11 protein-coding genes are annotated in these 13423 nt (G+C 71.7%); 2 read left to right on the top strand and 9 right to left on the bottom strand.

Annotated elements, in window-relative coordinates:
• Positions 1-1302 carry an aminotransferase-like domain-containing protein gene (locus tag IT780_RS20625; RefSeq protein ID WP_199513243.1) on the bottom strand — a complete coding sequence of 434 codons (1302 nt, stop codon included), beginning with the start codon at positions 1300-1302 and terminating at the stop codon, positions 1-3.
• Positions 1303-1561: 259 nt separating this feature from the next.
• Here IT780_RS20625 and IT780_RS20620 point away from each other — a divergent pair, with 259 nt between their 5' ends.
• Complete coding sequence (locus tag IT780_RS20620) at positions 1562-2227, top strand: GNAT family N-acetyltransferase (protein WP_199513242.1); 666 nt, start codon at positions 1562-1564, stop codon at positions 2225-2227.
• 88 nt (positions 2228-2315) lie between these two features.
• Here the strand turns inward: IT780_RS20620 and IT780_RS20615 are convergent, their stop codons facing one another.
• The 8 genes from IT780_RS20615 to IT780_RS20580 form a co-directional block, all read right to left on the bottom strand.
• Positions 2316-3467 (bottom strand): N-acetylmuramoyl-L-alanine amidase, encoded by a 1152-nt coding sequence (locus IT780_RS20615; protein ID WP_199513241.1) that lies wholly within the window; start codon positions 3465-3467, stop codon positions 2316-2318.
• A 177-nt stretch (positions 3468-3644) separates the two neighbouring features.
• The gene (gene trxA, locus IT780_RS20610) at positions 3645-3968 is read right to left on the bottom strand and encodes a thioredoxin (protein ID WP_199513240.1); all 324 of its coding nucleotides are present in this window, start codon (positions 3966-3968) and stop codon (positions 3645-3647) included.
• A gap of 14 nt (positions 3969-3982) precedes the next feature.
• Complete coding sequence (gene trxB, locus IT780_RS20605; RefSeq protein ID WP_199513239.1) at positions 3983-4942, bottom strand: thioredoxin-disulfide reductase; 960 nt, start codon at positions 4940-4942, stop codon at positions 3983-3985.
• A gap of 141 nt (positions 4943-5083) precedes the next feature.
• Entirely contained in the window at positions 5084-6163 is a 1080-nt protein-coding gene (locus IT780_RS20600; protein ID WP_199513238.1) for an RsmA family anti-sigma factor, read from the bottom strand.
• Positions 6160-7050, bottom strand: a complete 891-nt coding sequence (gene sigM, locus IT780_RS42035; RefSeq protein ID WP_199513430.1) for an RNA polymerase sigma factor SigM — start codon at positions 7048-7050, stop codon at positions 6160-6162. The genes IT780_RS20600 and sigM overlap by 4 nt, the downstream gene beginning before the upstream one ends.
• 116 nt (positions 7051-7166) lie before the next feature.
• The gene (locus IT780_RS20590) at positions 7167-8765 is read right to left on the bottom strand and encodes a protein kinase family protein (protein WP_307831283.1); all 1599 of its coding nucleotides are present in this window, start codon (positions 8763-8765) and stop codon (positions 7167-7169) included.
• A 180-nt stretch (positions 8766-8945) separates the two neighbouring features.
• Positions 8946-10799 carry a murein biosynthesis integral membrane protein MurJ gene (gene murJ, locus IT780_RS20585; protein WP_199513237.1) on the bottom strand — a complete coding sequence of 618 codons (1854 nt, stop codon included), beginning with the start codon at positions 10797-10799 and terminating at the stop codon, positions 8946-8948.
• 61 nt (positions 10800-10860) lie between these two features.
• A complete protein-coding gene (locus IT780_RS20580; RefSeq protein ID WP_199513236.1) occupies positions 10861-11751 on the bottom strand; it encodes a hypothetical protein in 891 nt (296 codons plus the stop codon).
• A gap of 232 nt (positions 11752-11983) precedes the next feature.
• On the opposite strand from IT780_RS20580, the gene IT780_RS20575 reads away from it, so the two are divergent.
• The gene (locus IT780_RS20575; RefSeq protein ID WP_199513235.1) at positions 11984-13414 is read left to right on the top strand and encodes a CCA tRNA nucleotidyltransferase; all 1431 of its coding nucleotides are present in this window, start codon (positions 11984-11986) and stop codon (positions 13412-13414) included.
• Positions 13415-13423: the final 9 nt, after the last annotated feature.

Here is a 13423-nt window from a genome sequence, read left to right as displayed (position 1 = left end):
TCATGCCAAGTCGGGACCGGGAGCGTCCGCGCCGGCCGGGCCACGACGGCGGTGCGGAGTGGTGGGGCCGAAGACCGCGCGCATCGCAAGCTCCTGCTCCATCACCCCGGCCAGCCGGCGCACGCCCTCGCGGATGCGCTCGGGTGCCGGGAACGAGAAGTTGAGCCGCAGGCTGTCGGTGCCGGTGCCGTCGGCGTAGAAGCCGGTGCCCGGCACATAGGCGACCCGCGCGGCGATGGCGCGCGGCATCATTGCCTTCGAGTCGAGGCCCTCGGGCAGCGTCGCCCACACGAACAGGCCGCCGTCCGGACGCGTCCAGGTGGTGCCCGCCGGCATCAGATCCTCGAGCGCGTCGAGCAGGGCGTCCCGGCGCTCGCGGTAGATCTCGCGGTACGTCTTGATCTGTTCGCGCCACGGCATGGTGGACAGGTACTGCGTCACGGCGCCCTGGGCGAACGCGCTCGGGCACAGGATGTTCGCCTCGGACGCCATGACCAGCTTTTCGCGTACGGCATGGGGAGCCAGGATCCACCCGACCCGCAGCCCCGGCGCGAAGGTCTTGGAGAACGTGCTCAGGTAGAACACGCCCTCGCGGCGGCGGGCGCGCAGCGGCCGCGGCGCCTCACCCTCGAAGCTGAGCATTCCGTACGGGTCGTCCTCGACCACCAGCAGCCCGTGGCGCTCGCAGATGTCGAGGATCTCCTCCCGGCGCTCCTCGGTCAGCGTGACGCCGGCCGGGTTCTGGTACGTCGGGATGGTGTAGAGGAACTTGGCCCTCCCACCTGCCTCTGCTATCGCTGCCTCGAGGGCCGCCGGGACGAGACCGTCGGCGTCCATGGCGATGTGCCGCACCTGTGCCTGGGCGGCCTGGAACACGCCGAGTGCGCCGACGTACGTCGGCCCCTCGGCGAGCACCACGTCGCCCGGGTCCAGGAACAGCCGTGCCACCAGGTCGAGCGCCTGCTGACCGCCGACGGTCACCACCACATCGTCCGGGGACGCGCCGTTCGAGGCGTCGATGCCGGAGAGCGTCATGACCTCGCAGATGCGTTCGCGGAGTTCGACCGTGCCCTGCCCGATGCCGTACTGGAGGCTGGTCGTACCCATGTCGGTGGCAAGCTTGCTCATCATCTCGCCGACGGCGTCCAACGGCAGCGCCGCGATGTACGGCGACCCGCCGGCCAGCGACACCACCTCGGGACGGCTGGCGACGGCGAAGAGGGCGCGGATCTCGGAGGTCGTCATCCCGCGGACCCGTCGCGCATAGCGATCGGTGTAATCATCTTGGGTCGTGCCGGTCATGGAGCTTCACCTCGTCCGGTAGCTGGGCACATCGGCGTCCATGCTAGACGCGGGGCGCAGGAGGTAGCTGTTTCTCTTCACAGCGCGGGACGGCTGCGCCTCGTTCACTCACTTCAGCCACCCACCCGATGGAGTCCGATCCGCTCCCGTTCAAGCCGATTGCGGCGTAGGATCCGTCCGGGGGCGCGGACGAGCACGTGAGCAGGACCGTGCCGCGGAGTCCGGAAACGCTCATCGACACCATCAAGGGGTCCCGCCAATGTCGCGACGCCTGGTCAACTTGACCCTCGACACGCTCGAGGATCTGCCCCGTCCGTGCCGGGCCTGCGTCTACTGGGAACTGGACCCGGTTTCCGCCGAGCGCGCGTGCGCCTCCGGTGATCCGGCGCTCGAGAAGGAAGCATGGGTGTCGCAGACCCTCCTGGAGTGGGGGTCCTGCGGCAAGCTCGCGTACGTCGACGGCATGCCGGCCGGCTTCGTCATGTTCGCGCCGCCCGCGTACGTCCCGCGGTCGATGGCGTTCCCCACCTCCCCGGTCAGCGCCGACGCCGCCCTGCTGATGACCGCGCACGTCGTCCCCGCTTTCGCGGGCGGCGGGCTGGGCCGGATGCTCGTGCAGGGCGTCGCGCGTGACCTCACGAAGCGGGGCGTGAAGGCGATCGAGGCCTTCGGCGACGCGAAGTTCGGGGAGGCCGGCGAGGGCGAGGAAGGCTGCGTCGCCCCGGTCGATTTCTTCCTGTCGGTGGGCTTCAAGACGGTACGCCCGCACCCCCGGTATCCGCGGTTGCGGCTGGAGCTGCGTACCGCGCTGTCGTGGAAGTCGGACGTCGAGTACGCGCTGGAGAAGCTGCTCGGGTCGATGAGCCCGGACGCTCTCCTCCGCCCGGTCCGCCCGGCCACCGCAACCAGCTCCACCCCGAGCTGACCGCCAGGGCTGGCCGCCCCAAGCGGGCAACGACACGAAAACGGCGGCCCCATGTCGGGGCCGCCGTTTCACATGAAACCAAACGCGGTCAGGAGTTCCGCGACGCCAACGCCAGCCGCAACTGCCGCACATCGATCGACCCGGTCGGGACGTCCGCCTCCACCGGGTAGTACATCCGCTGCACCGCCGCGAGCACCGCCTCGACGATCTGCTCCCGGAACATCGGGTCGATCAGCCGCTCCCGGTCCACCGGCGACGTCAGATAACCCAGCTCCACCCGTACGGCCGGCATCCGCGTGAACCGCAGCAGCTCCCACGTCTTGGCGTGGATGCGGCAGTCGCGCATGCCCGTACGGACGACGACCTCGCGCTGCACCAGGTTGGCGAGCCGCTCCCCCACTGTCGACGTGACGCCGTTGCCGGTGCCGTAGTGGTACGTCGCGACGCCGTCCGCGGCCGGGTTGTCGTGCCCGTCGAGGTGCAGCGAGATGAGCAGGTCCGCGCCGAGGCTGTTGGCGAGGGCCGCGCGCTCCTGGCCGGTCATCGACTGGGCCGGGGACGGGCCGCGGGTCAGGTGCACCCGCATGCCGGCCGCCGCGAGCCGGCCCTCGAGCCGGGTGGCGATGTCGAAGGCCAGGTCGGCCTCGGTCCAGCGGAGCTGCCCGTCGGGGACGACCACGCCGAGGTCTTCGGGGCCGCCGTGGCCGGGGTCGATGACGATCGTCTTGCCGACGAGGCTGGACCCGGACTGCCGGAACGCTTCGGCCTCGCGCAGCCAGTTGGGGCGCCCGCCGACGACCTTGCGGCCGAGCCGGCGTAGCGCCTTCATCGTCTGCGGGCCGCAGGAGCCGTCCGGGGTCAGGCCGACCTCGCGCTGGAACTGGGCGACCGCCCGGGCCGTCCGCGGACCGTAGATCCCATCGGCGCGGCCGGTGTCGAAGCCCATCTCGAGCAGCCGCTCCTGCAGCGTCCGGACGTCCTCGCCGACCAGCGACGTCGGTACGGAGTGGAAGAGGGTTCGCGCCCCGAGCTTCCACCGCGCCCCGTCCAGCGCCGACCAGGTCTCGGGGCCGACGAGGCCGTCGACGCCCAGCCCGCGGCTCTGCTGGAAGGCCCGTACGGCGGTCTCGGTCGCCGAATCGAACTCGGTACCGCCGGTGTCCAGCAGGTCGAGCCCGACCAGGATCGAACGGATCTCCTCGACGGCCGGTCCGGTGTCTCCACGTCGGATCGAACGCACGCGCGGCTCCCTAACAACTGAGGGGGGTAGTGCTGAGGGCAACTCCCGGAGCGTACTCCCCGGGGTCTGACTTGGCCCGGCGGCGACGGGCGCTCCGTGCGGGGAATCACGCGGGGGTGACCTCGCGCAGAGCGACGCCCCGCATTCATCGGAATGCGGGGCGTCATAGTGCCTGGGTCAGAGCGCGGACTCGATGAAGTTGACCAGCGCGCCCTTGGGCTTCGCGCCGGCGACCGAGTTCACCGGCTCGCCGCCCTTGAACAGGGTGAGGGTCGGCACCGACATGACCCGGTAGGCGCGGGCCGTCTCCGGGTTCTCGTCGATGTTGACCTTCACGATCTCGACCTTGTCACCCATCTCGGTGGCGATCTCCGCCAGCAGCGGGTCGACCTTCTTGCACGGTGCGCACCACTCGGCCCAGAAGTCGACAAGGACGACCTTGTCGGACTGCAGCACGTCACTGGCGAAGGTGGCGTCGGTGACGGCCTTGGTTGCTCCCACTAGGACCTCCTGGTTTACAGCTCGACGAAAGATGCGATGAAGCGCTCGGCGTCCAGCGCGGCCGCGCAGCCGGTGCCGGCGGCGGTGATGGCCTGACGGTAGGTGTGGTCGACGAGGTCACCCGCGGCGAACACGCCGGGGACGTTGGTGCGGGTGCTCGGGTGGTCGACCTTCACGTAGCCTTCGTCGTCCAGCTCGACCTGGCCCTTGAACAGCTCGCTGCGGGGGTCGTGGCCGATCGCGACGAACACGCCGGTGACGTCGAGGACCTTGGTCTCGCCGGTCTGCACGTTGCGCAGCCGGGCGCCGGAGACCTTGCCGTCGGCGCCGAGGACCTCCTCGACCACGGAGTTCCACTCGACCTTGATCTTCTCGTTGTTCATCGCGCGCAGCTGCATCACCTTGCTAGCGCGGAACGAGTCGCGCCGGTGCACGATCGTCACGGTCTCGGCGAACCGGGTCAGGAAGGTGGCCTCCTCCATCGCGGAGTCGCCACCGCCGACCACGATGATGTGCTGGCCGCGGAAGAAGAAGCCGTCACAGGTGGCACAGGACGAGACACCGTGGCCGAGCAGCTCCTGCTCGCCGGGGACGCCCAGCGGCCGCCACGCGGAACCGGTGGAGAGGACGACCGCGCGGGCGAAGTACTGCTTGTCACCGACCCAGACGGTCTTGAGCCCCTCGGTGCCTGCCTCGGTGGGCTTGTCGGTCAGCTCGACCCGGGTGACGTCGTCGGTGATGAACTCCGCGCCGAACCGCTCGGCCTGCTTGCGCATGTTGTCCATGAGCTCGGGGCCCATGATGCCCTCGGGGTGCCCCGGGAAGTTCTCCACCTCGGTGGTGGTCATGAGCGCGCCGCCGGACTGAACGCCCTCGATGACGAGCGGCTTGAGGTTGGCCCGGGCCGCGTAGAGCGCCGCGGTATATCCGGACGGTCCCGAGCCGATGATGATCAGGTTTCGGACCTCGTCCACTGCCGACTCCTCAGTCTGGGTTCGCCGACTCATCGGCGACATCGCACGCTAGAACGTCATGGTAGGAGAGCAACATTCCCCGGCGTCACAGCCTTGTGGGCCGCGGCATAGTAAGGGTGCTCACGCTCCCTGGGTGTGCGCTCAGCCTACCTTCACAGCGGCGAGCCGGTCAGCGCCGGAGCCGCCCCGTCCGCAGTCCGCGCCGGTCGCCCAGACCCACGTCCCGTTGTCCGCGGCGAACTGCACGACGAGCGCCGGAGCACCCTCGAACCGGGCGTAGTCGACGGCCTGCGCGGTGACCGGACCGGCACCGTTCTGCCGCGAGATCGCATCGAGGCAGGCGAGCAGCGACTCCTGCGCGCGCAGCCGGACGAGCGGGTCGGCCCGGTCCGCCATCACGCCGGCGCCCGGAGCGCTCCCCTTACCCTGCGCCTCACCCGCATCGGCGGTCTGCGGCACGCGCTTCCCGGCATCCGAGGCTGCCGCGGCCCGCGTAGCCACCTGCGTCAGCGTCCGTTCCGTGTAGTCGACGCCACTCGACACCGCCTCCGCGGGACCGGCCGGCAACGCGAGCGTCCGCCCGGGAGCGTCCTGCTCGGCGGCCGAGCCGGCCGCCGACGTGGCGTCGGAGGAGTCGGCGGCGTCCCACTGCTGGATCCCGAAGCCGAGGAACGCGAGCACACCGGCGGCGATCCCGATCGGCGCGGCCCACTTCAACCGCCGGGTCCGCTTCCGGGCCGTCGCGGGTCGCTCCCCATCATCGGGTACGGCGACCAGATGCCGAACAGGAGCAGCACCATCGCTACCCGGCTCCATGCGCCCGCGGCGCCCCGTGACACCGCCCACGCCGGCGCCCGACGTGGCGAGCCCGGCATCCACCCCGCCGGCACCGTCGTCATCGGCGAACCCGTCCGCCGACGAAGAACCGGAGTCCGAGGCGGACGACGAAGAAGCGGAGGTCGGAGCGGAGGGAGAACCGAAGGCGGATTCCAGCCGCGACAACACGTCGGCCGGCATCGGCTCGGGCTCGGTCCCCCAGGTCCGCAGCACCGCCGTCACCGCCGCGGTCCCGTCGGCAAGCTGGTCGTACGCAGAACGCCAGGCCGGATCGTCGGCGACCAGCGCGGCCACCACGGCTTCGTCGGGGGTGCCGTCCAGCGCGCCGCCGACATAGTCGGCCAGCAGGTCGAGATCGACCCCGCTGAACTCTGCCCCGGTCACGCCTGGTCCCCTCTGTCGCCGGACGCCCCGATCGGGCCCGCGGCCGGGAGCGGCACGGAATCTCCCGACCCCGATGGGACGTGCCCCGAACCGCCGCGGTTCCCGCCGTGACCGCCGTCTCCCCCACTACCCCCGCCGGCCCGCTCCCCGCCGGCCCGCTCCCCGCCGGCGCGCTCCCCGCCGGCCCGCTCGCCGCTGGGTCGGTCTCCGCTGGGTCGGCCAGCGCCGGGTCGACCGCCGGCCTGCCGCTCCCCGACAGCCGGGGTGGCCGCCGGAGCGTCGTCACCGGTGCGGAGGTGGCCGAGTGCCAGCGCCATCCGGGCCCGTCCGCGGGCGCACCGGCTCTTGATGGTGCCCTCCGCGACGCCGAGGATCTCCGCCGCCTCCGCCACCGGGTAGCCCTGCACGTCGACGAGCACCAGCGCGGCCCGCTGCTCCGGTGGCAGGGCGGCGAGGGCTGCCCGTACGACCAGGGCGGTGTCGTGGTCCTGAACCGGCGCGGTGGGCTCGGCGCGGTTGCCGGCGCCGCCGTCGTCGGTGTGGGTGCCGTCCGGCAGGGGCACGGTGGGGTGTGCCTGGCGGCGGCGGATCCGGTCGAGGCAGGCGTTCACGACGATGCGGTGCAGCCAGGTGGTGACGGCCGAGTCGCCCCGGAAGCGGGCAGCGGCCCGGTGCGCGGACAGCAGCGCGTCCTGTACGGCGTCCGCCGCCTCCTCGCGGTCCCCGATCGTGCGGAGCGCGACGGCCCAGAGGCGGTCGCGGTGGCGGCGTACCAGCTCGTTGAAGGCGTGCGGGTCGCCCTCCACGTGGGCGCGCAGCAGGTCGGCGTCGGCCCGTCCGGGACCGTCCGCGTCACCGAGAGCGCCGCTGGAAGTCACGCCAGCAATCTAGCGGAGCGATACGACAGGACCCCACCCGGCGACGTACCCGGCGCGCCACCAGCAAACCTGATCACCCACCGCGCAGGTCGCCCCCGGCGCCGGCCGGCCGGGGAACCCGGGGGTCAGTTGCCCCAGACCTCGACCTTGGAGATCTCGACCCGGTACTTGCCGTCGTTGTCGCGCGGGAGCTCGGTGATGAAGACCATGAGGTACTGGTACTTCTGGCTCTCGCCGACCGGGATGACGGTGTTGGTACCCGTGGTCTTCTTGACCTCGCCCTTGCCGCACTGCTGCGGGGTGGCCACGGCGTCGTCGGAGTCGTCCGCGTCGCCCGTGCTGAGCTGCTTGTACGTCTTGACGATCTGGTCGTCGCCCTGGCTGCTGTTGCCCGGGTCGGCGGTGCCGGTGCACAGCGTCATCGCCACGCCCGGCGAGGAGGCCTCGACGCGGACGTCGCTGATCGAGTGCGGCGAGCCCAGGTTGATCAGCAGGCCCATGCCGGGCTTGTTGTAGAACTTGGCCTCGTTGAAGCCGGAGGTCCGCCACGCGGTGTCGTTGTCGTCGTCGACCGTGAACTTGGCCTCGCCCTCGTCGGTGCGGCCGCCGTCGGGCGGGTCGACGATGCGGACCATGTCGGCGGTCAGCGCGAGCTTCTTCGGGGCCTCGTTGGGCGTACCCGAGCCGGGGTTGGCGGGGTCGCCCGTGCCGTTCTGGCCGGTCTGCTGGTTGGTGCCGGCCTGGGTGGTGCCGGTCGGCTTGTCGGCGCCGGAGTCGCTGATCGCGCGGATGCCGAAGATGAGGCCGAGCACCGCGATGACGGCGAGCGCACCGATGCCGATGACGATCTTGCGGGTGCTGCGGACCGGTTCGGCGGACGTGCCCTGGGTGAAGCGCAGCGGGCCGACGTCCTCGTACTCCTCCTCGGCGGAGTCGAGGCGGGCCAGCTCGGCGGCGAGCGCGTCGGCCTCGGGGGCCGCGACGCGCTTGTCCAGCAGGTCCATCGTCAGGTCGTCGAGGTACGCCGGGACGCCCGCGCGGATCTGGCGCGGGTTGGCGATCGTGCCGTTGCCGTCGCGCATGGCGTCGGGCAGGGACGAGGTGCGGCCGATCTCGGCCTGCGGCCAGTGACCGGTCAGCGCGTAGTAGAGGATGCCGCCCACGGAACGCACGTCCGACTCGGTGCTGTCGGAGTTGTCGGCGCGTGCGTCGGCCAGGACCACCCGGCCGTCGTCGCCGATCAGCGTGGTGCCGGGGTGCACATTGCCGTGGACCATGCCCGTGGCGTGCACGGCGGCCAGCGCGTCGGCGATCGAGTGGGCGATCGCGGTGGCCCGGGCCGGGTCGAGCGGACCCTCCTGGGTCACGAGCTCGCGCAGCGCCTCGCCGTCGACCCATTCGCGGACCACGTAAGCCCGCTGGGCCTCGTCGATCGCGTCGTAGACGCCGACCAGGTTGGGGTGGATGACGCGGCTGGCGTCGACCGCCGCCTGCAGCATCTCCGTGGCGGACTCGCCGCCGGGGTGGCGCAGCACGACCGCGACGGGCCGCCGGAGGATGACGTCAATACCCCGCCAGACCTGCCGGCCGGCGCTGTCGTTGTTGACGTGCTCCTCGAGCTGATACCGCTCGGCCAGGATCTCACCGACGGTGGGGACACCGAAGGTCATGACCGGTCCGGCCTCGTCGGCCGCGGTGCCGTGGCCTTCGCCGACCTGGGTCACCCGTCCTCCCTCGGTGGGTCCGCACGTGTCGCCCCCGACCTTACCCGCCCGGGGCCAGAGTCTTACAGGTCAGCCCTGGGCGCGGCACCCGTCAGGGGCCGCTCGTCGGGCCTGTCCGGGCCGGTCGGTACGGGGGAAATAGCTGTTCAGGGGGTTATCCACAGGCGTTGTCCACAGGAATCAGCGCCCGAGTTTGCGGCGCACCATCCCGACGACTTGACTCACCTCGTGGACCTTCAGCAGCGTAGCCGTCACCAGGTAGGTCAGCATGATCACCCCACCACCTGCGATGACCTGCACCGCGGCGGCGACGCGCCCGGGCGTGTCACCGCCGGGCAGCACCTGCCGGATCAGCAGGCCCGCCACGGCCGCGACCGCGGCGGCGACCACCACTTTCACCAGCGCGGCGGCCACCGAGCCGAGGTTGAGCCGGCCGATCCGGCGGCGCAGGACGGCGAGGGAGACCACGGCGGACAGCAGGTAGGACACCGCGTTCGCCGCGGTCATGCCGGCCGCGGCCAGCGACTCCGACAGCACGGCGGCCAGCAGGAAGTAGCCCGCGATGCGTACGGCGACGACGGGCAGGTTGATCAGCGCGACCGTCTTGTTGCCCTGCAGCGAGTAGAAGGCATAGGTGCACAGGTAGCTGATCGACAGCGGGATAACGGCGAACGCGGCGACGACGAGCACCCGGCCGGTGGCGAACGCCTGGTCGTAGGAGAGCGCGCCGCCCTGGAAGAGCGTCACCGCGATCGGCACGCCGAGCACGCCGTAGGTGACCGCGATCGGCGCGAGGGCCGTGGTCGTGAGGCGGATGCCGCGGCTGAGGTTCTCGCTGACCTCCTGGAACCGGCCGTCGGCGGCGGCTGCGCTCATCCTGGGCAGCAGCGCGGTCATGACGGAGACGCCGATGATGCCGTGCGCCATCATCGTCAGCAGGAAGACGTTGTTGAAGGCCAGCGTGCTGGCGTTGCGGTCGTCGCCGGAGACCCCGCTGAGCACCCGGACCACCAGGAAGACGGCGGCCTGGTTGGCGGCGACGTAGCAGAGCATCCAGCCGGCGAGCCGGCCGATCTCGCCCAGCCCCAGCTCCCGGGGCGCCCAGCGCCACTTCCAGGCGAAGCCCACCTTGCGCAGCGCCGGGAGCAGGCCGAGCGCCTGCACGACGATGCCGAGCAGGGTGCCGCCGCCGATGACCGCGATCTCGCCGGTGCTCATGTCGCCGGGCGTCGCGCCGGCCTTGCCGAAGAAGAGAAGGAAGACGCCGCAGGTAGCGATGACGACGAGGTTGTTGAGGATCGGCGCCCACATCGGCGCGGCGAAGTGGCCGCGCACGTTGAGCACCGCACCGATCAGCGCGGACAGGCCGGTGAAGAAGATGATCGGCAGGATCAGGTACGCCAGCGACGTGACCAGGTGCCGGTAGTCCGAGGTGGTGTCGCTGCTGGACTGGATGGCCGTGATCACCGGTGCGGCGACCGTGACGAGCACCGTGGCGATGCCCAGCGACACGACGGCGAAGGTCAGCAGCCGCTGGGTGAACAGCTGGCCGCCGTCCGGGTCGGCCTTGCGACGGCGCACCAGCAGCGGGATGAGCACGCTGGAGAGGATGCCGCCGAGCAGCAGCTCGTAGATCTGGCTGGGCAGGAACTGCGCGCTCGTGTAGGCGTCGCCGACACCGGCGCCCAGCGTCATGCCGATCAGCATGTTCCGGACGAAGCCGATGACCCGGCTGACCAGGCTGCCGGCCGCCATGATCGCGCTGTTGCCGGTGGTGCTGCGTTCCTGGGTGTCACCAGCCGGCTCGGTGCGGGTGGGCTCGTCGGCTGCGGCGGCGGACGCGCTGCCATAGACGGTGCCGCTTCCGGACGACTCGAGAACCGTGGGCGGGATCACCTCGGGCGGCAGCGCCTGGTCGGCCGCGGCGGTGGGGATGGTGCCGGTGTTGTCGACGGAGATGAGCGTCACGCCCTCGGGCGCTTCGGGCTCATCGCCGGGCGCGGCGTGCGCGCTGCGGTACAGGCCGCCGCTCACCAGAACCTCCCCAGGGGTACGAGTACAGACGACACCCTAGCCAGTGGGGCCAGGGCGCGTCCTAGACGTGACGGCGTACGAGGGTGCCCGGGATCGCGCCGGCCAGCGTCTCCACCATCCAGCACGCCTCGAGGGGCACGAGCGGCTCGCTCAGCGCGTCGAGGACCGTCGGGTGGTCACAGCCGGCCTCCGTGAGCACGCCGAGCAGAGCGTTGACCGGACCCAGATCGCCCGTGTCCGCCATCTGCCGCGCTAGGGGGCGGACCTGGGCGTACCACTGTTCGTCCGGGAGCTGGGACAGTCGCTGTGCTGCGTGCCGTACCAATTCATTGAGGCCCTCGTGCGGGAAGCGTGAGCCGCCGCGGACCTGGAGGTGGGCCGGCGCGGGGGCGGTGTAGGCCGCGATCGCGGCCTCGTCGAGAACCTGGGGCGACAGTTGCTCGGGCTGGGGCCACCAGTCGGCGCCGGCGAACAGCGGCAGCGGCGTCTGCTCGGGGCCGGCGGGCTCGACGGCCGGGACATCGCGGCGCAGCGACCGGTACGCGGCCTCGCGCACCGCCGCGATCGTGGTCTCGTCGTCCTCCGCGGTGGCCGGCGCGAACGGCCCGAGCAGCGCCACCACCAGGCCGGGATGCGGCAGTGTCGGGTCCTCCAGAGCGATCACCCGGGCGCACAGCTCGAGCTCGTGCCAGCGCAGCGCGGCGGGGTACGGCCGGCCGGGAGCCACCCAGCCCAGCTGCACCGGTTCGCTGGTGGCCGGTTCGCGCAGGCCCAGCGTCTGATCGCCGGTGACCAGGTCGAGGTCGAGCACGAGACCGTACCCGCCGGTGACGGGCAGGCTGATCCGCAGCGCGGCGGGCTCGGGGTCGGCGGTCGCGCTCTCGTCCGCCCGCAGGAAGGACCAGAACCGGGGATCCTCGCTGAGGCGACGCAGCGCCTCGGGTACGGGCACGCTCCCATCCTGCCACCCGCGGCCGGACCGAAGGCCCGTCCGCCTGCCGCCCCCGGCCGGACCGAAGGCCGGCCGCCCTGTCTCGCGCGCAGCGCGGGCCGTCCCGGGCCGGACTGAAGTCCGCCCGCCTGCGGCCCTCGGCGGACTGACGGCCGTCCGCCCGCCGCCCGTGACCCGGGTGAGGGCCGCCACCCACAGCCGGGGCCGGGGCCTCCGATACCCTGGTCGTCCCATGTCTGTGTTGAATTCGGCCCAGCGCAACGCCGTCCAGGAGCTGCTGCGGGTCTCCCCTGTCGCCGACGAGCTGGGGCGCCGCTTCGGTGCCGCCGGCCATGAGCTGCACCTGGTGGGCGGCTCGGTGCGCGACGCGCTGCTCGGCCGCCTCGGTGACGACCTCGACTTCTGCACCGACGCGCGGCCCGAGCAGACCCTCGCCGTGGTCAAGGGCTGGGCGGACGCGATCTGGGAGACGGGCCGCGAGTTCGGCACGATCGGGGTCCAGAAGGACGGCCTGCGCCTGGAGATCACCACGTTCCGTGCGGAGGCGTACGACGGGGTGACCCGTAACCCGGTCGTGGAGTACGGCGACAACCTCCTCGACGACCTGCGCCGGCGCGACTTCACGATCAACGCGATGGCCGTCAGCCTGCCGGGGCACGTCTTCACCGACCCGTACGGCGGGCTCGAGGACCTGGCCGCGGGCCTGATCAGGACGCCGGCGCGGCCGGAGGAGTCGTTCGGCGACGATCCACTTCGGATGCTGCGCGCCGCCCGATTCGCGGCGAAGCTGCGGTTCACTGTGGACCCCGGCGTGCTGACGGCCATGCGGGAGATGGCGGCCGATCTCGACCGGATCACCGCCGAGCGCGTCCGCGACGAGTTCACCAAGCTGCTCTCCGGCCTCGACCCGGTCGGTGGCCTGCGACTGCTCGTCGACACCGGGCTCGCCGACCGTTTCCTCCCGGAGCTGTCCGGCCTCAAGCTGGAGATCGACGAGCACGCCCAGCACAAGGACGTGTACGAGCACACGCTCATCGTGGTCGCCAACGCGGTCCGCCTGGAGGGTGACGCCGGGCCGGACTTCATCCTGCGGATGGCCGCGCTGATGCACGACGTCGGCAAGCCCGCGACCAAGGCCGTGGGCCGCGACGGACGGGTCAGCTTCCACCACCACGAGGTGGTCGGCGCGCGGCTGACGAAGCAGCGCATGAAGGCGATGAAGTACCCCAAGGACGTCATCTCGGACGTGGTCGGGCTGGTCGCGCTCCACCTGCGCTTCTACGGGTACGGCCGGGGTGAGTGGACCGATTCGGCCGTACGCCGTTACGTGACCGACGCCGGCCCGTTGCTGCCCCGCCTCCACAAGCTCACCCGCTCGGACTGCACGACGCGGAACAGGCGGAAGGCGGCGGCGCTGGCTGCCGACTACGACGCGCTGGAGGAGCGGATCTCCCGGATTCAGGAGGAGGAGGACCTCGCGCGGGTCCGCCCCGACCTGGACGGCAACGCGATCATGGAGCTGCTCGGTGTGCCGCCGGGGCCGATCGTCGGGCAGGCGTGGCGGCATCTGAAGGAGCTGCGGCTCGACCGGGGACCGCTCTCCCGCGACGACGCCGAGACCGAGCTGCTGCGCTGGGCCCGCGAGCACGGCCACATCTCCTGATTGTCGTAC

The sequence above is a fragment of the Nucisporomicrobium flavum genome, assembly GCF_016464385.1.
In the GTDB taxonomy this organism is placed as follows: domain Bacteria; phylum Actinomycetota; class Actinomycetes; order Mycobacteriales; family Micromonosporaceae; genus Actinoplanes; species Actinoplanes flavus_A.
Note: the sequence above shows the minus strand (reverse complement) of the source record. Positions and strands in the feature narration are given on the sequence as shown.

Bases quoted from the DNA above. Each gene is read 5' to 3' on its own strand.
- IT780_RS20620 (WP_199513242.1), top strand. From the start codon at position 1,562: ATGTCGCGACGCCTGGTCAACTTGACCCTCGACACGCTCGAGGATCTG.
- IT780_RS20575 (WP_199513235.1), top strand. From the start codon at position 11,984: ATGTCTGTGTTGAATTCGGCCCAGCGCAACGCCGTCCAGGAGCTGCTG.
- IT780_RS20625 (WP_199513243.1), bottom strand. From the start codon at position 1,302: ATGACCGGCACGACCCAAGATGATTACACCGATCGCTATGCGCGACGG.